We start from the raw sequence: 23913 nt of genomic DNA on the forward strand, positions 1-23913 counted from the left end.
GTATTAATTATATGACTCCAGAAGAATGTGAAATTAAAGCTAAAAATATAGCATGAAAAATTCGATTTTTTGTGTCTAAGATATTGACATAGATCCATAATTAATCTTTAATTCGTGTTAATTCGTTGCTAATCTTTAGCTTTTGATCTTTAGTCTTTTATTACACTTTAAAGTTGGACACCTATATGTATACATAGATGCTGTAAATAATATTCTATTATAATATCAGTTCTTAAAATCACACAAATTAATAAATTAAATTTCTTACTAATTTATTTAGTATACCTTTTTCCTAATTGGTCAGTAGCTAATATTGCACTATAAAGAGCTTCAGGTGTAATATCACCAGTCATGTTATGAATTGTTTCTCCTTTAGCACATGCAACAGTAGCAGCTTTCATTACTTCATCATTAGAAAGATCTCCTAAGCCCATTTGTTCCATTGTAACAGGAAGACCTACACTTAAGCAGAAGTTAATAACTTCTTCTATCTCTTCCATATCACTATTTTCAAGCATCAATTGAACTAATGTACCAAAAGCAACTACTTGACCATGCATAAATTGTTCACTTTGTGGAAGTACAGTAAATCCATTATAAATTGAGTGAGCAGCAGCTAATCCACCATTTTCTGCACCTACACCACTTAAATATGTTGTTGCTTCAACAACTTTTTCAAGTGCTTCAGTAACTACTCCTAACTCTGCTGAACATTTTGCTTTATACCCATCACTTAATAATGTTTCATAACATAACTTAGATAAAGCTAATCCAGCTTCAGAAACTTTACCAGCTACAAGATTATCTGCATTATTTTTATAACATGCTCTTGCTTCAAAGTATGTTCCCAATGCATCCCCCATACCTGCTACAAGGAATCTAGCTGGAGCACCAGCTACAACTGTAGTATCAACAATAACTACATCTGGATTAGTTGGGTAAAATAAATATTTTTCAAAGTTTCCTTCATCTGTATAAATAACTGATAATGCTGTACAAGGAGCATCAGTAGCAGTTACTGTTGGACAAATAACAATAGGTAAATTTTCATAATAAGCAACAGCTTTAACTGTATCTAATGTACTACCTCCACCTATACCAACAATAACTTCAATGTTATTTTCTTTAACAATTTCTCTAATTCTATTTATCTCTGTCATGCTAGAAAGTCCAGTAAATAAGTCAAATAAAAGAGTTGTATCAGTACCTTCAAAACTATCTTTTACTTTTTGTTTTGTAACTTTCATTGCTGTTTTACTAGAAATAATTAGAAAAGAATTCCCTAGTGTAGATACATGCTCCTTTAAATTTAATAAAGCATCTTTTCCTTGAACATATCTTGATGGTGCCCTCGTTACTTTTAACATTTTATCTACTCCTTAGTTTTATTATATTTTTTAATAAATCTATTTAGTAGTTTTAATATTATTAAAAACACTAATTTTTATTTGATATATATTCATCAATCGCTCTGGCAGCCTTTTTACCAGCACCCATAGCTAAAATCACTGTAGCAGCTCCTGTAACTGTATCTCCTCCAGCAAAGACTCCTGCTTTACTGGTCTCACCAGTATCTTCATCAGCTGCAATTGTCCCCCACTTAGTGGTTTCAATCTCAGGAGAGTCTTTTAATAAAATAGGATTCGGACTCTGACCGATAGCCATAATCACAGTATCTACATCCATCACCCATTCAGATCCTTCAATTGGAACTGGTCTTCTTCTGCCTGAATCATCAGGCTCACCTAACTCCATCTTGATACATTCCATTCCAGTTACAAAACCCTCTTCATTACCTAAGATTCTGGTTGGATTATTGAGCAGTTTGAACTGAATTCCTTCCTCTTCTGCATGATGAATCTCTTCTGCTCTAGCAGGCATCTGCTCTCTAGCTCGTCGATAAACGATCATAGACTCTTCAGCCCCTAACCTTAATGCAGTTCTAGCAGCATCCATAGCCACATTTCCTGCTCCAATTACTGCCACCCGTTTACCTACATAGACAGGAGTCTTGTATTCAGGGAAACGATAGGCTTTCATTAGATTAACTCTAGTTAAAAATTCATTTGCTGAATAAACCCCATTTAAATTCTCTCCCTCCAGACCTAGGAAACGAGGAAGCCCTGCTCCAGTTCCTACAAATACAGCCTCATAGCCCTCTTCAAAGAGTTCATCTACACCTTTAATCTTACCGATAACATGGTTAAGTTTGATCTCCACTCCCAGCTCTTTAATCTTCTCTACCTCATCTTTAACAATTGCTTTAGGTAATCTAAACTCTGGAATACCATAGGTCAACACTCCTCCAACCTCATGGAAGGCTTCAAAGATAGTCACTTGATAGCCCATCTTAGCTAAATCTGCTGCTGCAGTCAGCCCAGCAGGACCTGCTCCAATAACTGCAACCTTTTCTTCTTTTGGATTAGATACTGGTTCAACCTCTTCTTTATCTCTAACATAGTCAGCCACAAAACGCTCTAAACGACCAATAGCTACTGGCTCACCTTTGATTCCTAATATACATTTAGATTCACATTGTTCTTCTTGAGGACAAACCCGACCACAGACAGCAGGCAAGTTATTCTTTTCTTTTAATTTTTTTGCAGCTTCAATAAATTTTTCTTCTGCTACCAAAGCGATAAAGTCAGGAATATCAACCTCAACTGGACACCCCTGCATACAAAGTGGATTCTTACATTGGAGACAACGCTTGGCCTCATTGATCGCATCTTCTGCAGAATAACCTAATGACACCTCACCAAAGTTATTAACTCTTTGCTTGGGATCCTGTTCTGGCATCTTCGTCTTCTTAGTTTGCTTTGACACGGCAACCTTCACCTCCAATATTATGACCATGGGCTAATTTTTCATGGTCACTATAAAACTTCTGTCTCCTTAATTGTTCATCAAAATCTACCAAATGCCCATCAAAGGCTGGGCCATCAACACAAGCAAACTTGGTCTCTCCACCAACAGTCACACGACAACCTCCACACATACCAGTACCATCAACCATCAATGAATTTAAGCTCACCATTGTATTGACTCCATATTCTTTAGTTAACTCTGACACAAACTTCATCATAATCATTGGACCAATAGTTATTACTAAATCTATATCATCATTCTCTTCTAAGACTTCCTTTAAAACATCAGTCACAAAACCCTGATGACCTTTAGAACCATCATCAGTACTTATATATAATTGCTGACTCAATTCAGCAAAGTCATCTTCTAAAATTATCAACTCTTCCGTTCTAGCCCCTAGGATAGTAATAACTTCTGTCCCCTCTTCACTTAAAGATTTTGCTTTAGGGTATAGTGGTGCTGCACCTAAACCACCTGCAACACAAACAACCTTCTTATAATTTTCAGTCTCAATATGTTCTCCCAAAGGACCTACCAAATCTAAGAAGCTATCTCCAGCTTCTAACTTACAAATCTCTTCACTACTATAACCAACCTCTTGTACAATAATTGTAACACTGCCCTCTTGGCGATCATAGTCAGCAATAGTTAACGGTATTCTCTCTGCCTGCTCATCTACTCTAACAATTAAGAAATGTCCTGGCTGAGCTTTAGCTGCTACATTTGGTGCTAAAACTTTAAATTTAGTTATCTGAGGTGCCAAGACTTCTTTTTCTAATATCTTATACACTTGTACTCTCCCCCTAATTTATATAGATTTTTCTAATTAGTAATAGTAAATTGCCTAAAAACATAAAACTAATTATTATAATTATATCAATTTAGTTGCTAAAATCAACTTTTCTTGAATAAATACTTAGATATCTTCTGAGCTATTAAAATAGCTTAGACCTTTTAAGTTATCAATCTTTGAATTTAAAATAAAATTTTATGGAGATATTGTGACACTTTACTTTTAAAAAGTAGACAAATTTCTTAGGTTGCGCCTAAGGGCGCCTTACTTTTGGCATTGCCCCAAAAGTAAGCAAAAAGTCTAGAAAAGAATTAAAACTCACTACACAATCAAAATAATAAAGATTATCAATTATTATCTCTTTAATTTAAACCTAATTATACTCTAAATTCCATATCAATTTTTGCTCCGTTCAAACAATAATTCTTTTCGCTTTTAAAGAACTTAACTAACTGTCAACTGTTAACTGTACACTGTAAACTCACACGAAAGTGTCGTAATCTCATTCTATAAAGACACCTTTATTTTACAGGAATAATTTTCATCTACTCATTTAATATTAATGCCACGGAATTTAATCCCGTGGCTTTAGATGATTTCAAGTAAAATATTTTATTTTTCAGTCTATTGCTTTCTAAGCTTGTCTTGATTAATTTCCATAGAAAGAGTCAGTATAAATCTGTTTCATATCTTCAACAGTAGGTTCTTGTGGATTAGTTAATGTACATGGATCCTGATGAGCATTTTCTGACATTCTATCTAATATATTTTCAAAATCCTTCTCTGTATAGTCTAACCAGTCTATTGCTTTAAATGAAGGTACTATATCTAATTTTTTATTTAATTCTCTAACAGCATCTGCTAAACTATCTATACCTAATGTCTTTTCGACTATTGCAAACTTCTCTTTAGCAGCTTCATAGTTAAATTCTATAACATATGGAAGTAATATAGCATTGGCTAAACCATGAGTAACATGTAATTCTCCACCAATCTTATGAGCCAAACTATGTACAATTCCTAAAGATGCATTAGAGAAAGCCATTCCTGCCATTGTAGAAGCATTATGCATCTTCTCTCTAGCTACCATATCATCACCATTACTAACAGCCTTAGGTAAGTACTCAAATACCATCTCGATTGCTTTTAATGCTAAAGCATCACTATAGTCACTAGCTGCAGTGGATACAAAGGCTTCAACTGCATGTGCCAAAACATCCATTCCAGTATTAGCTGTAATATGTGCTGGCATTGTAGCAGGAATTTTAGGGTCAACGATTGCTATATCTGGTACAATCTCAGCAGATACAATTGGATATTTAATCTTATTTTCTGTATCTGTAATAACAGAGAAAGCTGTAATCTCAGATGCTGTTCCACTAGTAGAAGGGATTGCAATAAATTTAGCCTTATTTCTTAATTTAGGCATAGAAGCTACTTCAATAATATCTTCAAACTCTAAATCTGGATGCTCATAAAATGCCCACATAATCTTAGCAGCATCTAAAGCTGAACCTCCACCTATAGCAATAATCCAATCAGGATTAAAGTCTAACATCTCTTCTTTTCCTCTGATTACAGTCTTAACTGATGGATTAGGCTCTACTCCATCAACTATCTTAGACTCAATACCAGCTTCTTTTAAATAATCTACTGCTTGGTCTAAAAAACCAAATCTCTTCATTGAACTTCCACCTGTAACTAAAACAGCTTTCTCTCCTTCTAATCCTTTCAAAACCTCTAAAGCATTCTCACCAAATTCAATATTTCTTGGAATCAAAAATGTACTCATCTCATCACCCCTAATGTTATTATTTTAACAATTATATTATAACATAAGTGGTAATATGGTGCAATATTATATAAAAAATTAAAAAATATCTGGCTTTTCTATCTGATTTAAAGTAACAACCAACTTTATTTATCATTCTTTAATAATTATTATCTGTTAATTGTTAAATTATGGTCAGGCGACTTTAAAGTGAAATTCAAAAAATATCGTTATAGAATGATAATGGGAAGGTTTTTATAATGATAAATTTACTAGCCACAGGTTTTAACCTGTGGTGGTGATAACATGTTACACTACGGGTTAAAACCCGTAGCTAAATTTAAACTGTCCCAATATATCTATTAATCTTCACTTTAGACTTTGAAATCTATATAGTCAGCCAACTTTAAAATAAAATTGGCTAACTATAACTTAATAATTATTAATATCAGCTTATCATCTAGTAAAAAGCTAAAAATATTTAAGGTACCTCATGACCCATGGAGCTCTGTAAAATTTCAAACCATTGCTCCCTACTCAGCTCTATTTCAATAGCTGCAACAGCACTTTTGACCCGCTTTATCTTTCCACTTCCCACAATAGGGATTATCTTAGCTGGATGCTTTAATAACCAAGCATACATTACTTGGTCAATAGACTTAGCATTGACTTCCTTAGCTATCTGCTCTAAAGTCGCTCTGACTCTAATAGCTTTTTCATCTTGAGAAGTAAAGACCCTGCCCCCTGCCATTGGCGACCAGGCCATTGGAGCAACTCTCTTCTCTTGACAGTAATCTAATGTCCCATCCTCTATATTCTCTAACTCCATTACCGACAGCTCAATCTGATTAGTCACTAAAGGAAAATCTAAGCGAGCGCTCAATAGATTAAATTGATGGGCTTTGAAGTTAGAGACTCCAAAGTTTAACACCTTACCCTCTTCTTTTAACTCTGTAAATACCTCTGCTACTTGGTCGGCATCCATAAAAGGGTCAGGGCGATGAATCAATAGCAAATCTATATAATCTGTCTTAAAATTTCTTAAAGAATTCTCCACAGATTTTCTAATATGTTCCTTACTGGTATCATAAGACTTAACCTTGTGTTCAGGACGATTTTCAGAGATTAACTTAATTCCACACTTAGTTACTAGCTCAATTTCATCCCTCAACTTAGGCTTTAGGCTTAAAGCCTCTCCAAAGATAGCTTCACAACTATAATCACCATAGATATCTGCATGGTCAAAGGTGGTTATCCCCAACTCTAGACATTCTTCCACCAACTTAATAATCTCTTTTTTAGACATATCCCAATCTGCCAAACGCCAATGTCCGTGTACAATCCTTGATATCTCTAATGTATCACTTAGCTTAACTCTATCCATAACTAACTCCTCCTATTGAGTGTAGTAATTTGTAAAATAATTAACAAATCTCACTATCAACTATCAACTATCAACTGTCAACTGTCAACTGTCAACTGTCAACTGTCAAACCTGCCCTATCCAATTATCATCATTTACTTTAAAACTTTCTCTAATCCCTTTAACTAATTCAGCTGGTAAAGCACCTTTATTAATCAGCTCTATATTCTCTTGTAGATGTTCAAGATTAGATGTTCCAACAATACAGCTATGTACCCCTTCAAGATAGGCTGTAAATCGCAAGGCAATCTCGTGTAGATTTAATCCCTGAGTATCAAAACTCATCTTCTTTAGTCTTTCCCAATAAACCTCTGCATAATGTCCTACTGGTCTTTCATCAAACTTCCAAGGAGCATTAGCAATAGGTCTTTTGGCAATAACCCCCATATGTTTATTTTTAGCATCTGCTAATTGAGTATCTATAATTCGTTGATCACAAATATTAATAGAGCTCTGAATACTATCAAAAGCTCCAGAACTTACAGCAAAATCTAAAGCTTCATTCTCTCCAGAATAAGCTGCTACTCTAATCTTTCCTTGCTTTTTAGCTTTATGTAACGCTTCAATTACACCTCCTCTTTTTAGTATATCCAAGGAGCAAGAATGTAGATGGACAATATCAATATAATCAGTATTCAATCTCTTTAAAGCTTTATCAATCCCTGCAATGATACAGTCATAAGTCCAATCTTGATAACCTGCTATATCATAGCCTACCTTGGTAGATAAGATATATTCATCCCTTCTATGAGCTAAATACTTTCCAATTCTCTCTTCAGATAGATTATATCCCCGTGCTGTATCTATTAAAGTAACTCCATTATCAACTACTGAATTTAGAATTCTCTCTACATCCTTCTCTGATTGCTCTGGTGAGCCAATATGCCCAGCACCAAAGCCTAAGATTGAAGTCTTTAACCCTGTATTTCCAAATTCCCTAATTAACATTATTTTCCTCCTTTAATCCTTACTACAAATCATTGAACTTCTTTCAAAGATACTATTCAACTTTATATTCTTATCAATTAAATCCTCTCCATACCTCTCTTGTAGCTTTAACAAATATATATCATGGTGGATATGCTCAGATATGATAGATACTAATAAAGGATTTTCAGTAAAAGTACCTACTAAATTTCCAGACTTATCTTCACTAGCGATTAATACCTGCTTCTGATCTACAACTAGCATTATTCTCTTATCTTCTAAACAGACTTGCTTGTTATTATGGTGATAGAAATCTATTGCTAAGTTAAGTGTATCTAACTCTTCAAAGGAGAATAAGATTACTCTAACTTCTCTATCCTCTATCTCCTTTAACTCTTCTATAAATAGCTCTAAACTATAATTTGTATTCAGATAGACCTCTTTAGTCGCAACATTTAACATCTCTTTTACCTGTTTGATGCAGTTCTCTTTCCCCTCAATATTCATATAATTTCTATTCTCTTCTCTGACCTCAATCTTCTTAAACTCTTCTTCTAGATAATCAACAGTATTTAGATAGTCATCTTTTAACTTCCTCAAAAACTCTATTGGTGCAACTGCTACATAGGTTTTAGTCTTCTGCTTAGCTAATAAGAAGACTGCGCCCCTTTGATAGAGGTTATCCAAAGCTGAGTAGACTGAAGTTCTTGGTAGATTTAGTACTTTAGCCAACTGAGAGCCATTAGATTTAGGATTCTTGACCAACTCTAGATAAACTTTAGACTCTATTTCTGTAAAATTAAATTTTTGTAGTTCATCTATTATAATTAGCTATACCTCCTTTTATGATTGTTGTATATATTATACAACAATAATTGAGTAATGACAACACTTAGATCAAGCTAATTTTAAAGATAAATTAATGGAATTTGTTACAGGAATATCTGAATATATGTACAATAACATAATTTAACAAGAAGTGTTATTCTTTTATCAAAGAAGTTTGATAAATAAATTTAAATAAACTTAAGGAGGAAATTCAATGTTTAAAGTCTATCAACTAACAGGAAGTGAGCAGAGTATAATCAATAAACTACACAAAGAGTCAGTTAGCAATCCTAAGCTCATTATATTTTTTGCATCTAAGGAAGCCTTTGATTTTGACTTATTAAATAAAGAATTTCTCAAAGAATTTCCTAAAACCAAATTATTAGGTTGTACTACTAGTGGTGAATTATCCTCTAATGGCTTTAGCAACCATTCTCTAGTTGCTTTAGTCTTTAAGCAGATAAAGAGATTCTCTACTGCTGTCATTCCAGATGTTAGCAAAACCCCTATTCTCCATTACAATAAAATCGATAGAGCTATTGCAGAGTCTGGGATGAGTAAAACAGGAGATAATGGCTTTATAATTCAATTAATCACAGGTCATAATGCTGGAGAAGAGAAGGCATTGAGTACAATTGAAAGTAGATTTGATAACCCTCCAAATTTAATAGGAGGATCTGCTGGAGATGATTTAGCTTTTAAAATTACCTATGTAAGTATAAATGGTAAAATTTATAAAGATGCAGCTGTATTGGCTTTTATAAATGATAATAACTTTAAAATTTATAAGGAGAACATCTTTGAAGATAGTAAGAAGATTATGCAAGTAACAAAAGCCAATGTCAAAGAACGGATAGTTTATGAATTTGATGGTAAGCCAGCTGCCAAAAGATATGCAGATCTTTTAGAAATAAGAGAAAGTGACTTAGAGGAGAAAATATTTTTAAATCCTTTAGGTAGAATTATAGGAAATGATATCTTTATCTCTTCTCCTAAGTCTATAAATAATGATGGTAGCATCTCTTTTTATTCAAGAATTTATAACAAAGTCCATGTTAGTATCTTAAAGGCAACAGACCCGTTAACTGTTTTAGAAGAGACTAAATCTAAAATCAATCGAGATTTTAAGAAAATTGAAGGTATCTTTTCTATTAACTGTATTCTTAGAACTTTACAGTTTAAAGAGAATGGAATCGAACAGAAATATATAGATAGTTTAAGAAAACTAACCAAAAATTTTGGTGGTTTCACAAGTTATGGTGAGCAGATAAATAATCTCCATTTAAATCAGACCTTAGCATTGCTTGTAACAGGGGATTTAGTAAATAAGGGAGGAAGATCATAGATGAATATTCTAGAAAAAATACAAATATCATTAAATAATTCTAAAGTTAATAAAGAATTGATTACTTTAAAAGAAATCAGTGATTTTTTAAAGAAATTAGATCAAGAGATTACTTCTATTGATTCTAGTAATAATATATCTTTTCACGGACTAAATAATTCATTAAATGATGAAATTACAACGCTAAATGAGACAGTATTGAATTCAAAGGATATTCAAAGAACAATCGAATCTATTTCAGAGCAGATTGAATCTACTTCTATAAAAGTTGACAAAAATTCTCAAGCAGTAGAGGAAGGCTTTGAAATTATTGAAAGAACACTATCAAGTAGTAATCAAAATATTAAAATGATAAATTCTTTTAAAAAAGAATTTAATGATTTAATTGAAATAAGTAAAAAGACTATAGAACAAGCAGCCAAAATAGACAAGATAGCAGAACAGACCAACTTACTTGCCCTTAATGCTTCTATTGAAGCTTCCAGAGCAGGTGAAGCTGGCAGAGGATTTGCAGTTGTAGCTAGCGAAATCAGAAAGCTATCCAATGAAACAAAAAAGACATTAGATGAAATTAATAGTAGTAGTAATAAACTATTGAATAAAGTATCAACAACCAAAAAAATGAGCCAAGAAAATTATCATTTAATAAAGGAAAACAATAATGATTTAAACCTTTCAAAAAAAATATACACTAATATTCTAGAAGAGAATCAATCAATTAATGAAAATATTTCAGAGATATCAGCATCAATCCAAACTACTAATTCAAATTCTGAGGAAATAAATCAAACTCTACTTGAACTTGTAGAGAAACTCAAAAATAACCAAGAAAATTTTGAAGAAGTTTTAACTAGAACAAATAATAAATTTAGTAAAACAAATAGTAAAACCTCAATTATACATCAATTAGATGAATTGGTCACTAACATGATAGAAAACAATCATAACTAGATAATCTTTTCCAATAATTTTAACCTAATTAATTGCTTATACTTAAATAAAAAAATTGACTTTTGATTTAACAAAAGCCAACTCCTTTATATAAAATTAGTAATTAAGTTTGAGCCTAAGTATAGATCTCCAAGTCTAAAATATAATTTAATGGGTATATTGCAATACTTTTAAAATTAGCGTGAGCGTGAGTGGGTGTGTGAGTGTGAGTGTGAGTAAACCCCAATAAAAAGAAGTTTTACACACACTCACACTCGACACAAAGTGTCACACTACCTTTCTATTGTTTCATTCTAAAATTGTTAGTCTCAAAACATTGCAATATCTCTATATAAGCATAATATCAAAATTTAATTATCCACTTCAGCACACATAATCCTATAACTTCTCTTCTAATCCAAGTGCAGCAATACCCCTATGAGTTTTAAAAAGCAAAACTCTTCGTGAAACAGAATTTTCTGCTTATCATAAATTGGGCTATCTTCTTTTAATTATTTGTTTCTACTCCAAGTGCTGCAACACCCACTGCGTTATCACTACTCCATTTAGGGTCAGCAAAATATAGCTTAGCACCTACAGCTGGATGCTCTAATCTCTTTTTTAATCTCTCTCTGATGTACTGATTGGCTGCCACACCTCCGACAATTAAAATATCTGTACACCTTTCTTCAGCAATGGCCTTCTTTAAGGACTTTTCCAAGGAATTAGCAATACATTGTTGCACAGCTAAAGCGATATCTGCCGAATCTTCACCTGCTTTGATCAACCGCATAGCTGCTGAAGCCGGTCCAGAAAAACTCATCTGATAACCTTGTACAGAAGAAGAAATACTTACTTTCCCCAGTTTACCTTTAGTAGCTAATTCTTCTAGCTGAGGACCTGCAGGAAAGGGCAAACCTAGTGCCACACCAACTCTATCTACAAATTGACCAGCATGCAAGTCTGAAGACGAACCTAACTCCTTGATATCAAAAGTATTATCATCCTTCTTGACCTTTAATGTCTCTGAAGTACCACCAGATAGATGGACAGCCAAAAACTCCTGTAGATTTATCTTTGCAGACCACAAACCTGCCATCAAATGCCCCTCCTGATGAGAAGTCTCAATCAAAGGTACATTTAAGACACTTGCTAACACCTTAGCATGTCCAAAGCCTGCTTTAAAAACTGGCATATAAGATCCTTCTTGAGGACGAGGCTTAGTACTAACTATTATCTTAGTCAAATCATCCTTTCTATTTTCTGCAACCTCAGTAATCAAAGCTGGTAATTGCTGAACATGCTGGAATAGAGCCTCTGATTGGCGTAATCCTCTCTCTCCTAAATCGACCTTTAACCTCTTTCTTACTTGTTTAAGCAACCTGCCTTCTAGAGCCATTAAAGCAACTGAAGTTGTATAGTTACTCGTATCTATCCCTAAAATCAACTTTAACTACTCCTCCTCTTTTATCCCTAACTCTAAAACATCGACCAATTTACCTAAAATACCATTGATAAAATTGGCTGATTTCTCATCACTAAAACTCTTAGCTAACTCTACAGCCTCATTAATCGAAACTGCTACTGGAATATCATCTCTAAATAACATCTCATACATGGCCAATCTAATGATATTTCTATCTACCTTACCCATTCTATCTACTTTCCAATCACTAACATTCTGATCAATTGTACTATCTAGCTCTTCTAATTTCTTACAAGTACCCTCCAATAATTCCAAGACAAAACTCTCTTCTAATATCAATTCAGGCTGTTCTGATTTTAAAACCTCTAAATTCTTATCCAAACTTTCTTGATTAATATCCATTTGATATAACAACTGTACTGCCACTTCTCTTGCTTCATGTCTGTTTAATTCCCTAGTCATATTATTTCCTCCCCAAATTTAAGATTAAGCTTAAGTATAAAGTTAAGATTAAAACTAAAATTAAGAATTAGACCTAATCTTAGACTCAGACTCAAACTCAACTTCTCATTTAAAAAACCACCCATTAACTAAGCAGGTGGTAAATTGTTAACTAATTTTAATAGACTTAATAATAATTATTCATTATTTGGCAGGATATCATTAATTAAATCTTTGAAATCCTGTTTATTATCATAACGCATTCCTAAATAATATCCTATTCCTACACAGATAATAATAAAGATTGATAAGATGATACCAAAATTAATAATTAGTAAAGCAATGATAAAACCAAGTAGAAGTCCTACAACTCTACCTTTATAATCATCTAAGAGGTTTAAAAGTTCCATTAAATTATCCTTATTAATCACTATTAAACACCCCTCTTTTAGTCTAATCTCATTCTTCCTTCTCTGTTTATCTCTTTAATCAAAATCTGTACATTAGCTATCTTAACTCCCGTAGACTCACTTACCCGAGCCTTTAATGTCTCTTGTAAGCGTTCTGATAATTCAGGAATAACAGCTTTACTATTAACAACTAAATTCAGATAAACATGTACACCATCTTCTTTTACCCTTATTCTAGATTCTACATCTTTAGTAACAGCTTCTTCTTTAACTATATCCACAACTAGACTGTTGATAGCATCTAAAGAGATATTTACATCACCTAATTCATTGCTAGCAACTATAGCTTGTTTCACCTTCTTTTTTCTAAAAAATAGTTGTAAGACCCTGATAGAGATCAAAAATAAAACTACCCCTACAACTACGCCTTCTATACCTGTAGCATATTTTTGATAATTTTCAAAATTATCAACTAAAGCTTTAATATCTAATATTCCTGAGTAAATACCAATTAACAAGATAGAAAGAACCATAGTGATAAAATCAATCAACAATATCAATAATTTATCAATAACTGTCATCTTTAAACTCCTCTCTAAAGTAGCAGTTTTTAGTAACAATATTTAGAAAATATTCCTCTTAGTCAATACTCCTATTATGTATACTGGCATCGATATATAATCATATATCAGACCCCTTTGTTCATTACCTGTAATGAATATTCTAAGTTTTATTAATTAATTATTATTTCTAATATATATTTTAATTATTAAAAATTACCAGAAATACAAGAGAAGCTAACCCTTAAATAAGAGCTAGCTTTTCTAGTAATTATCTTACTCTAGGAACTTCAACTTCTTCTGTTTCTTCTACTTCAACTTCATCATCATCTTCTTCTTCATCTTCAAAGCTAATACCTTGAACATGAACATTAACTTCTACTACATCCAAACCTGTCATACTTTCAATTGACCTCTTAACATTCTCTTGAATCTCTCGAGAGACCTCAGGTATCTTTACTCCATATTTCATAATTGTATATAAATCTACAGCAGCTTCAGTCTCTCCAACTTCCACTCTAACACCTTTAGATAAATTATTCTTTCTTAATATATCAGCAATTCCACCAGCTATACCGCCACTCATTCCTGCTACACCTTCAATTTCGGTAGCAGCTAAACCAGCAATGATTCCTACAACTTCATTAGCAATCTTAATACTTCCTACACCATTTTCAACTTCGCTCATATTTGCCCCTCCTTGTCTTTATTAAAATCTAATACATTCAAATATATAACTAGATTATCTAGCTAGAATACATTCTAACCAATATACCTAATTTAATAAAGCAATTTAGTATAAGTTACTATATATTGTTCATTTATTACAATATCTATACTGAAGTCTAGAGGCATTTAATAATTACGAAATCTCCTAAAACTACTTATCTTCTGGTTTCATGATATGCTCAGCAATAAATCCTGTATCAAATTGACCTTTAATAAAGTGGTTATTATTTAAAACTTCTTGATGGAATGGAATTGTAGTCTTAATACCATCAATTTCATATTCCTCTAAAGCTCTTAACATTCTCTTACGAGCTTCTTCTCTGTCTTTACCAAAGGTAATTAATTTAGCAACCATAGAATCATAGTAAGGAGGTATCATATACTCAGGATAAGCACAACTATCAACTCTTACCCCAATTCCACCAGGAACTAAATATTCTGTTATCTTCCCTGGAGAAGGTCTAAAGTCTTTACTAGGGTCTTCAGCATTGATTCTACATTCAATAGAAGCACCTTCTATTATAACATCCTCTTGAGAATAGCCTAATTCTTCTCCTTGAGCAATTCTAATCTGTTCACCAACAATATCTATCCCTGTTACCATCTCAGTTACAGGATGCTCTACTTGAACACGAGTATTCATTTCTATAAAATAAAAATCATTATTCTTATCCAATAGCATCTCAACTGTACCAGCATTATAATAACCTACAGCCTTAGCAGCTTTAACAGCAGCATCTCCCATTCTCTGTCTTAATTCAGGATCAATAGCTGGAGATGGAGCTTCTTCAATTACCTTTTGATGGCGACGTTGAATAGAACAGTCACGCTCACCTAAATGAACTACATTACCATGTTCATCAGCTAAGATTTGAAACTCAATATGGCGTGGATTTTGAACGTACTTCTCCAAATATACTTCGGCATTTCCAAAAGCAGCTTTTGCTTCAGAACTTGCTGTTTGGATTGCTTTAAGCAATTCTGATTCATTATTAGCTACTCTCATTCCACGACCTCCACCACCAAAAGAAGCCTTAACGATAACTGGATATCCAATCTCTTTAGCTATCTCAACAGCTTGATCAGCATCTTCAATAGCTCCTTCAGTACCAGGAACAACTGGTACTTTAGCATTAATCATAGTTTCACGAGCTATAGATTTATCTCCCATCTTGTTGATATGTTCAGGTGAAGGTCCAATAAATTTAAAACCACACTCTTCACATACTTCTGCAAAATGAGCATTCTCTGATAAGAATCCATAACCTGGGTGAATAGCATCAGCATGGGAAATTTCTGCCACACTGATTAAACTAGGTATATCCAAATAACTCTTATTTGAGGCAGCTGGACCAATACAATAGGCTTCATCTGCATACTTTACATGTAATGAATCTCTATCAGCCTCTGAATAGACTGCCACAGATTTAATACCAAGATCTCGACAAGCTCTGATAATTCTTAATGCAATCTCTCCACGATTAGCTATAAGTATCTTCTTAAACATCATATCCAACTCCCTTATACTCGCTCAACTATAAATAGAGGTTGACCATACTCGATTGGTTCTCCATCCTCTACTAGAATATCTACAATCTTACATTTGAATTCTGCTTCAATCTCATTCATCAGCTTCATTGCTTCAATAATACATAAAGTATCTCCTGAATCAATAACGTCACCAACTTTAACAAATGCAGCTGCATCTGGAGCAGGTGATGTATAGAAAGTTCCTACCATTGGAGCTTCTATCTTCTCTCCATCTACAACAGGTTTTTCTTCAGCTTTTGGCTGAGCAACTGGTGCTTGAGCTGTAGAATTAGATTTTACCTCTTCTACAATTGGAGCTGGTGCAGCTACTGCTGAAGCTTCTTGAGCTACTACTTTTCCTCCCTTTCTGATACTAATCTTTGTTCCATCACTCTCTAGATTAATCTCCGAAATATCAGTTTCATTTAAAATTTGTACCAATTCTTTAATGTCTTTTAATTCCATGTCTTCTTCCTCCCTATTAATTTCTGGCTCAGTTTCTCCAAAGATATCTTTCTCTTTCTTTCTCTCTTTTAAGAATTTTAATCCCACTTGTGGGAATAGAGCATAAGATAAGTAATCTTCTTCTTTTTCTGCATAACGGGTAACTTCATCTTTTATATTATCCAACATTGGCTCTAATAAATCAGCAGGACGACAAGTAATTGGCTCTTCGTCACCAATTGCTCTCTTTTGAATCTCTGGATTGATCTCTGCTGGTGGTCTACCATAATACCCTTTAATATATGATTTAATCTCATCAGGAATTACTTTATATCTTTCCCCTAATAAGATATTCAATACCGCTTGAGTACCTACAATTTGACTAGTTGGTGTTACTAGTGGAGGAAAACCTAAATCCTCTCTTACCTTTGGTATCTCCTCTAACACATCATGGATTCTATCCAAAGCCTCTTGCTTCTCTAATTGAGATACTAGATTAGATATCATTCCACCTGGTACCTGGTGTGAGAATGTTTGCATGTCAGTAATTCTAGTAACTCCTCTAGGAAATCCTTTCTGTCTTCTTACTCTTTCCCAATAACTATCTATTTCAAATAATAAATCTAAATTCAAATCAGTATCATAGTCAGTCTCTCTTAAAATAGCAGTCATAGTTTCAACTGGTGGCTGAGAGGAACCAAAAGCTAAAGATGCAGTAGCTGTATCAACAATATCTACACCTGCTTCAATACCCTTCAAATAGGTTGGAATCGCCATACCTCCAATATAATGACTATGTAACTCAATTGGAAGATTAATCTTCTCTTTGAGTGCTGACACTAAATTATGAGCACGATAAGGAGTCAATAATCCAGCCATATCCTTAATACATATAGAATCTGCACCCATATCCCTTAATGTCATTGCAGTTTCTACATAATGGTCAATAGTATGAACAGGGCTGACAGTATATGCCACTGTGGCCTGTGCATGCTTACCAGTCTCCTTAACTGCACTCATAGCTGTCTCAATATTTCTCACGTCATTAAGAGCATCGAAGATTCTAAAGATATCTATTCCATTCTCCGCTGCTTTATCAACAAATGCTCTAACAACATCATCGGGATAGTGTTTATACCCCACTACATTCTGACCTCTCAATAACATCTGTAATGGAGTCTTACGGATATAACTATTTAATAGCCTAAGCCTCTCCCATGGGTCTTCATTTAGATAACGCATACAAACATCAAAAGTAGCTCCGCCCCAAACTTCCATAGCATTGTAGCCAACTTCATCCATCTTACCGATAATAGGTAACATATCTTCAGTTCTCATCCTTGTTGCCCATAATGATTGATGAGCATCTCTTAAAGTTGTATCGGTAATTCTCACTCTTCTCTTCATTCTTCTCCCTCCTAAATACTCATTCTATTATTTCTATATTTACAATTTAACTCCTTTTTAAGCGTTAAATTTATTGGCAATTAGTAGCCAAAAAAATAATATACCGTTGCTTTTTAGATCTTAGCCTATAGCTAATCTACTTCATTACTGATTACTGGACTTAATTACAGAAAGACTCAGGTTAACGAACAAATATAACCTGAGCACTGTTAATCTTATTTAGTTATTATACCTTCTTTCATATATTTTGTCAATTCATTCAGGTTTTTTCTCAATGATAGTTATATTCTGTAAATTGATATTGGTACTATTTTTAATAATATCACCAAGCTTTGCTACATCCTCCTTTTTTAAAGCTTTTGTACAGATAATTAGTTCTATAGAGTTGTCATGAATAAAGGCAATTCCATCATCATATCCTCTTGCCCTAACTAAGCTTTCAATCTCCATCTCCTTCTCTATATTATTCGTTAAGGTCAACAAACGTTCCTGCGCCTTAGATTTCAAGCTTTTATCAGAATTAGGGTTATTAATCATCTCTCTTAAAAGATTTATCTGCTCACTACGAGCTTGGTCTCTATCAATTCTATATTCTACAAAAAAGTCTTTACCTTTATTCTTAGTATCTTTATCACTTTTAGATAAATTGATCACCTCTTTAGCTGTTACATTGTTTAAAATTGGTTCTTCACTAATAATTTGGCTATCAGACTCCTTTGCATCCTCTATCTGTACATAACCCTCTTGTGAAGAGATATCAGCAATATGTCTATCTGATACTGGACTACGATGTATCACTACAGCTGTTACCATTCCTACCCACAACATTAATACCAAAAACCAACCTGCCCTTTTTTTTAACTCTTGATTAGTTATCATTCCAACTATCTTCATTAAAATCACTACCTTTCTTTTGATAATATAACTATCTTATAACTAGGTACTCCTAAGCCTATCTTAACTGCCCTTAATAACTTTGCCTTGATATATGAATTTTCAGCTCCCTCTGCCACTACCAATACCCCTCTAATTTGGGGTTTGACCTCCTTTTTTATCAAAGGAGCCTGCTCACCACTATTATTAAGTAATACTACTTCAGTCCTATTATCATATTGGATTGTCTTACGGTTTCCTCCAGAATTGTCCTCTTCTAAACTCTCTTGTTTAGAATCTTGATAATCTCTAGCATAGGTATACTCTGAACCAGAGTCCAAAGTTATATCTACATCAACTTTTCCAACACCTTCAATTTGAGATAGCATCTTCTGTAACTTCATCTCAATGGCCTCTTCCATATTTGAAGCACTTGTGTTTATTGAGCTTCTCTTACTACTAGCTGACGATTCTTTGGTCTTAGGGACAGAGATGTCTTTGCCGAAATCGCCCAACAACATTAAAAAAACACCTGCTAAAATCAACACTACCAAATATCTGATAAATTTAAACTGTGATTTATTGAAAAAACCTTCTTTTCCAAAAATATTATCCATATAAGTCCTCCCCCTCTCTTGTGCAAGTTAATCTATTTTATAATTTTTATATAAATCTTAACGATTAATGTGTACACTTTTAAAATTAGCGTGAGTGGGTGTGTGAGTGTGAGTAAACCCCAATAAAAAGAAGTTTTACACACGCTCACACTCATAGCTCACACTCGACATAAAGTGTCGCACTATCTCTATATAGTATCACTTTTAAGATAATAGAAAACATTAATTCAAATCTACTGTAATCTGCTCAATATCAATCCCATAAAAACTGGCTATTAACTCTTTTAATTCCCTAATCTGTTTATCCTGATTATCTTGAGATGGATTATTCTTGGACAAATCTACACTGACCTTTTTGATTCTAGTATCTTTTCCCTTAATACATACTCCTTGAAGTTGACTATTAGAATCAAAATTTACCTCAGCCTCAACATCTTCTAAATTTGAATTCAACTTGACCAATGCTTCAATCTGCTTGCTTAATCTTTTTTTATAATTCTCGACTATTTCTCGATTATCTCCTTTTAATCTCTCACCTTCTTGAACTATTTGTTCAAAAGATGGCTTACTATAATTAAATATATTAAAGAAACTAAAAAGATTTGACTGATAATTTAGCAAATTAATTATTGGATTCAATATTACTAAGATAATAAATAGTCCAATCACCATATTGACTTCCCGTTTGGTATTATTATTTGGTAATAGCATTTCGATGAAATTAGCAAAGATAATTATCAATACTATATTTCTAATCCAACCTGTTAAAAAATCCACTTAATCACCTCATCATTACAGTAAAATTTGCTGCTCCTACCATGATAATTATCACTACAAAAAACATTACCCCTACAATAGCTACTGATGCAAAGATATATAATAGATTATTGGCTAATCTATTAAGACAATCAACTATCTTATCATCACTGATAGGTTGAATTAATGCTGCTGATAATCTATAGATAAAGACTAAAGCCAAAATCTTAATCACTGAGAAGGAACAAAATACAATAATGATAAACACACTAAAAACTCCTAAAGCATTCTTAATTAATAGTGAGCCACCTATTACCATATCTAAGGTACTTGATAAGAAGCCTCCTACTACTGGAATGAAGCTTCCTGTTAAATATTTGGCAGTACGGATAGTCACCCCATCACTGACAGTAGCGATAGTCCCTTGGGCTACAATGGTTCCCAAAAAAATTGTAGTAATCAGACCTAGCATGCTAACAATTCCCTTCTTAAATAATCCAGCCAAACCTGTTACCTTGAAATTATTAGAGAGATTATTTACTATATCTAAAATAGTAGCTAAAAATATAAGTGGAAAGAGAATATTAATAATAAAAGTACTTAAGCTATTGACTATCAAGAAACTGATAGGATGAAATAAGGCTGCTGAGGTTATATTTCCCATGCTAACCAATAAAGACAATAATATTGGCAAAATTGCTTGCATAATATCTACCATATCCCTGATAGTATCTTTACCAATTCCTATGGCAACTTTAAAGGAGTTAAGAGCTATAATCACCAATACTAGATATACTATCCCATTAGCTAAATTATTTACCTGGGCTGAATCATTAGACTGGAAGGTCTTTAAGACCGCTATCATCATAGCTAAAACTATTAATTGACCTAACAGTTTGCTATTTGCCCAAATCTCATCTAAAAAGTACTTAAATATCCCTTTACTAATCTCTATTATCTTGATTCTAAAACCATCTTTGCTGAATAATTTAATAATATCCTTAACACTTATCTGAGGAAGGTACTCTTCTACCTCTTTATTCAATTTTTCAACCTCTTGATTTAACTCTGCTAGATTCAATTTCTCTAACTGCTTCTCTATAATCTCTCCTGGTTGAATTGATAAGTCCTGCTCTGAATTATTAGCATCTACAGGTGGTGAAATTAAAGTCAGTATAAATATCACTATTATTAGCTTCTTCATATTATCACGCCTTTATGGTAAAAGTTGCATTACTGATTCTAAAATAGCTAGCATAATGGGAATACCTAAAATCATAATAAAAATTCTACCAGCTAATTGTATCTTCATAGCTATACTATGCTGTCCAGTATCTTCACAAATTTTATAAGCAAACTCAGTTATGTATGAAACAGCTATTACCTTTAGGATTGTCTTGAAATAGATCAAATCCACATTGGCTTTTGTCGCTAAATTCTCCATCACATCAATAATTACTGCTATTCTACTTAATAATAAAAGTAGAATAATCAGCCCCACCACTATACTCAACAGCAAAGATAATTCAGGTTTATATTGCTTGATTACTACAGCTAAGATAGTACCGATGATACCTATACCTACAATCTGGATTATCTCCACTATATCCCCTCCTAAAATCCAAAGATGCTACGGACATTGGTAAATAATTGATTTATCAGCTGAATAATTACCATCAGTACAATTATCACACCAACTAAAGTCAACATCTGGGCTTGCTCTTCCTTCTCTGCCTGCTTTAGTACCATATTGAAGACTGAGATTAAAATTCCTAAGCCTGCAATCTTAAAGACTAAATCTATATCCATTTTCCAACCTCCTACCTTAATAGTTGACAGCGGCTTACACGAAGAGTCTTGTACTTCAGACTCGCAGGGACAGTTGACAGTTAAGTTCAAAGCCTTTAAATTCTTTAGAACATAACATTTTTAGTTCAACAACAAACCTTGTGATTAGAAGTAATACCAAGTTTAAATTATTATCTAGTTATGGATTTAAATCCATAGTGAACTCAATGGTTACACCACTCAAATTTTTTGTGTAAACTACTGTAAACTGTACACCGTCAACTGTCAACTTGAAAAATACTGATTTATCCCTATTAAGTTTTAAACTAAAATTAAAATATCAATATTGCAAGAAACATCCCCACTAATACCCCTAAATATCTCCATAACTTGACCTTCTCCTCCTTTTCAGTGGAGGCCTTTTGGTATAGAGAATCTAGCTTATGTTGGGCTAAATTCATATATTTAACTTGATCATCGATACTTGTCTGCCCTAAGTTATAACCAAAGTCTAATAAAACTTCTATATCCTCTGATATCAGAGCTGTTTGATTGTAGGTATCAGCAACTGCTCTCTGCCAAGCTTCTTCTGCTATTACTCCAGAATCTAATTCTTCTTGTGCAACTTGAAAGATTGTTGAAATTGGCGCTGATAAACTGGTAGCCAATTTAGCAAAAGCATCTGGTAGAGGAGTAACTCCATAGCTTATCTCAGTCTCTAACATCTGTAAGGCAGTCTGTAACTCCCTTAACTGTTTGGGCCTTAAAAGATATTGCCCAGCTACAATAAATCCAATTGTCGTACTACTAATAATAATAATTAATGCACCTAATAGTTTCATTTTAATCTCCTTTATATCTTAATAATCTTCTCTACTGTACCTGCTCCCTGCCGATGGCTTAAGATAATTATTCTTTGAAAGGTATTACTACTTATAATCTCCTTTAAGCTTGGTCTTAATTTTAACTCATCTAAGCTACTACCATGAACAGTAGTAATAATTCTCACCCCTGCATTAATAGCTTCTTGTAAAGCTTTAACATCCTCTTCTGAACCAATTTCGTCGGTAACAATCACATCAGGAGACATGGATCTAATTAATAACATCATCCCTTCAGCCTTGGGACATCTATCTAACAAATCTGTCCTTACTCCCAATCTATTCTGAGCTACCCCTTGATATGCCCCTCCAATCTCAGACCGTTCATCGACTACCCCTATCTTCAAGCCATTAAATCTTAAAGCAGAAATCCCATCACTCAACTGGCGGGTTAAGTCCCTAATTAAAGTTGTCTTACCACAACGAGGTGGAGAGATAATTAAGGTATTGTAAATATCATTTCTTCCTCTTACTATCTCTTTAACTACTTTATCCCCAGCACCGATAATCTCTTGACAAACCCTAATATTTAAGGCTGAGATATGCTTAATTCTCTTAATCCCCTGCTCATCAGCAATTACTTGACCAACTAAGCCTACCCGATGCCCTCCTGTCAAGGTGAAAAAACCTGATTTAATCTCACCCTCTAAGGTAAAGAGAGAACTTCTAGTCATTAGATTCAATGTATCTTTAATATCCTTTATCGTTACCATATATCCCTCTTTAATATCTTTAATCCTATTACCTTGACTATCAACTATTAATTCCCCTCGACGTCTCTCTAAGATTAAGGGTTTTGCTACTCTTAACCTTACCTCTATCAAATCATCTATTTGTTTATCATCTATATGATTAATTACCCCTCTCAGCTTAGGGGCTAGTACAGGTAAGATATCCTGTTTTAAAATTCTATTCATTTTATTTTCCATAGATACCACCTCTACCTAACTATATTAATCACATGGTAAAAATATGCAATAAAAAGAAAAAAGCCAAACAGAAAATCTGCTCGGCTTGATATAAGGTTAATCTTAATTTAAGGTTATATAGATAAACAACTCTAGAATGAAATATAAAACCAACCTCACCCCTAACCCCTCTCCTCATACCAGGAGAGGGGAACAAAAATGTGTTTTAGTTCTCTCTCCTAAGGTAGGAGAGAGTTA

The 23913-nt window shown here is 33.4% G+C and carries 24 protein-coding genes; 2 read left to right on the forward strand and 22 right to left on the reverse strand.

Features of this window, described 5'->3' with window-relative positions; translation table 11 throughout:
* Positions 1–272 precede the first annotated feature (272 nt).
* From ACTCDL_RS03870 to ACTCDL_RS03900, 7 genes are all read right to left on the reverse strand, one after another.
* Positions 273–1367, reverse strand: a complete 1095-nt coding sequence (locus tag ACTCDL_RS03870; RefSeq protein ID WP_463174175.1) for a glycerol dehydrogenase — start codon at positions 1365–1367, stop codon at positions 273–275.
* A 70-nt stretch (positions 1368–1437) separates the two neighbouring features.
* Positions 1438–2856: an NADPH-dependent glutamate synthase gene (gene gltA, locus ACTCDL_RS03875; protein WP_463174176.1), complete on the reverse strand. Its 1419-nt coding sequence runs from the start codon at positions 2854–2856 to the stop codon at positions 1438–1440.
* Positions 2810–3658: a sulfide/dihydroorotate dehydrogenase-like FAD/NAD-binding protein gene (locus tag ACTCDL_RS03880; RefSeq protein ID WP_463174177.1), complete on the reverse strand. Its 849-nt coding sequence runs from the start codon at positions 3656–3658 to the stop codon at positions 2810–2812. Before ACTCDL_RS03880 ends, gltA begins: the two co-directional genes overlap by 47 nt.
* Before the next feature lie 652 nt (positions 3659–4310).
* Positions 4311–5453 (reverse strand): iron-containing alcohol dehydrogenase, encoded by a 1143-nt coding sequence (locus ACTCDL_RS03885; protein WP_463174178.1) that lies wholly within the window; start codon positions 5451–5453, stop codon positions 4311–4313.
* Between the two features lie 460 nt (positions 5454–5913).
* Positions 5914–6816: an aldo/keto reductase gene (locus ACTCDL_RS03890; protein ID WP_463174180.1), complete on the reverse strand. Its 903-nt coding sequence runs from the start codon at positions 6814–6816 to the stop codon at positions 5914–5916.
* Between the two features lie 105 nt (positions 6817–6921).
* Positions 6922–7803, reverse strand: a complete 882-nt coding sequence (locus ACTCDL_RS03895) for an aldo/keto reductase (protein ID WP_463174181.1) — start codon at positions 7801–7803, stop codon at positions 6922–6924.
* 12 nt (positions 7804–7815) lie between these two features.
* Positions 7816–8610: a TrmB family transcriptional regulator gene (locus ACTCDL_RS03900; protein WP_463174208.1), complete on the reverse strand. Its 795-nt coding sequence runs from the start codon at positions 8608–8610 to the stop codon at positions 7816–7818.
* 214 nt (positions 8611–8824) lie between these two features.
* On the opposite strand from ACTCDL_RS03900, the gene ACTCDL_RS03905 reads away from it, so the two are divergent.
* Complete coding sequence (locus tag ACTCDL_RS03905; protein WP_463174183.1) at positions 8825–9955, forward strand: FIST signal transduction protein; 1131 nt, start codon at positions 8825–8827, stop codon at positions 9953–9955.
* A complete protein-coding gene (locus tag ACTCDL_RS03910) occupies positions 9956–10906 on the forward strand; it encodes a methyl-accepting chemotaxis protein (protein ID WP_463174184.1) in 951 nt (316 codons plus the stop codon).
* Positions 10907–11393: 487 nt separating this feature from the next.
* Here ACTCDL_RS03910 and ACTCDL_RS03915 read toward each other — a convergent pair whose 3' ends face one another.
* The 15 genes from ACTCDL_RS03915 to spoIIIAA all read right to left on the reverse strand — a co-directional run bounded on the left by ACTCDL_RS03915 (position 11394) and on the right by spoIIIAA (position 23676).
* Entirely contained in the window at positions 11394–12332 is a 939-nt protein-coding gene (locus ACTCDL_RS03915; RefSeq protein ID WP_463174186.1) for a Kae1-like domain-containing protein, read from the reverse strand.
* A gap of 6 nt (positions 12333–12338) precedes the next feature.
* On the reverse strand, positions 12339–12773 hold the full coding sequence (gene nusB, locus ACTCDL_RS03920; protein WP_463174188.1) for a transcription antitermination factor NusB: 435 nt from the start codon (positions 12771–12773) through the stop codon (positions 12339–12341).
* Between the two features lie 176 nt (positions 12774–12949).
* The gene (locus ACTCDL_RS03925) at positions 12950–13183 is read right to left on the reverse strand and encodes a DUF2273 domain-containing protein (protein WP_463174189.1); all 234 of its coding nucleotides are present in this window, start codon (positions 13181–13183) and stop codon (positions 12950–12952) included.
* 17 nt (positions 13184–13200) lie between these two features.
* The gene (amaP, locus tag ACTCDL_RS03930; protein ID WP_463174190.1) at positions 13201–13743 is read right to left on the reverse strand and encodes an alkaline shock response membrane anchor protein AmaP; all 543 of its coding nucleotides are present in this window, start codon (positions 13741–13743) and stop codon (positions 13201–13203) included.
* A 250-nt stretch (positions 13744–13993) separates the two neighbouring features.
* Positions 13994–14410, reverse strand: coding sequence for an Asp23/Gls24 family envelope stress response protein (locus ACTCDL_RS03935; RefSeq protein ID WP_463174191.1), 417 nt, complete (start codon positions 14408–14410; stop codon positions 13994–13996).
* 192 nt (positions 14411–14602) lie between these two features.
* Positions 14603–15958, reverse strand: coding sequence for an acetyl-CoA carboxylase biotin carboxylase subunit (gene accC / locus ACTCDL_RS03940; RefSeq protein WP_463174193.1), 1356 nt, complete (start codon positions 15956–15958; stop codon positions 14603–14605).
* Positions 15959–15972: 14 nt separating this feature from the next.
* Entirely contained in the window at positions 15973–17832 is a 1860-nt protein-coding gene (accB, locus tag ACTCDL_RS03945; RefSeq protein ID WP_463174195.1) for an acetyl-CoA carboxylase biotin carboxyl carrier protein, read from the reverse strand.
* 255 nt (positions 17833–18087) lie between these two features.
* Positions 18088–18726 (reverse strand): SpoIIIAH-like family protein, encoded by a 639-nt coding sequence (locus ACTCDL_RS03950; RefSeq protein ID WP_463174197.1) that lies wholly within the window; start codon positions 18724–18726, stop codon positions 18088–18090.
* Positions 18727–18734: 8 nt separating this feature from the next.
* Complete coding sequence (gene spoIIIAG / locus ACTCDL_RS03955; protein WP_463174198.1) at positions 18735–19322, reverse strand: stage III sporulation protein AG; 588 nt, start codon at positions 19320–19322, stop codon at positions 18735–18737.
* A 222-nt stretch (positions 19323–19544) separates the two neighbouring features.
* Positions 19545–20099, reverse strand: coding sequence for a stage III sporulation protein AF (gene spoIIIAF / locus ACTCDL_RS03960; RefSeq protein WP_463174200.1), 555 nt, complete (start codon positions 20097–20099; stop codon positions 19545–19547).
* A 4-nt stretch (positions 20100–20103) separates the two neighbouring features.
* Positions 20104–21282 (reverse strand): stage III sporulation protein AE, encoded by a 1179-nt coding sequence (gene spoIIIAE, locus ACTCDL_RS03965; RefSeq protein WP_463174202.1) that lies wholly within the window; start codon positions 21280–21282, stop codon positions 20104–20106.
* A 12-nt stretch (positions 21283–21294) separates the two neighbouring features.
* Positions 21295–21681, reverse strand: a complete 387-nt coding sequence (gene spoIIIAD / locus ACTCDL_RS03970) for a stage III sporulation protein AD (RefSeq protein WP_463174204.1) — start codon at positions 21679–21681, stop codon at positions 21295–21297.
* An 11-nt stretch (positions 21682–21692) separates the two neighbouring features.
* Positions 21693–21887: a stage III sporulation protein AC gene (spoIIIAC, locus tag ACTCDL_RS03975; RefSeq protein WP_068716357.1), complete on the reverse strand. Its 195-nt coding sequence runs from the start codon at positions 21885–21887 to the stop codon at positions 21693–21695.
* Between the two features lie 311 nt (positions 21888–22198).
* Complete coding sequence (gene spoIIIAB, locus ACTCDL_RS03980) at positions 22199–22708, reverse strand: stage III sporulation protein SpoIIIAB (RefSeq protein WP_463174205.1); 510 nt, start codon at positions 22706–22708, stop codon at positions 22199–22201.
* A gap of 11 nt (positions 22709–22719) precedes the next feature.
* On the reverse strand, positions 22720–23676 hold the full coding sequence (spoIIIAA, locus tag ACTCDL_RS03985) for a stage III sporulation protein AA (RefSeq protein ID WP_463174206.1): 957 nt from the start codon (positions 23674–23676) through the stop codon (positions 22720–22722).
* Positions 23677–23913: the final 237 nt, after the last annotated feature.

This window comes from Orenia sp., from assembly GCF_055140805.1.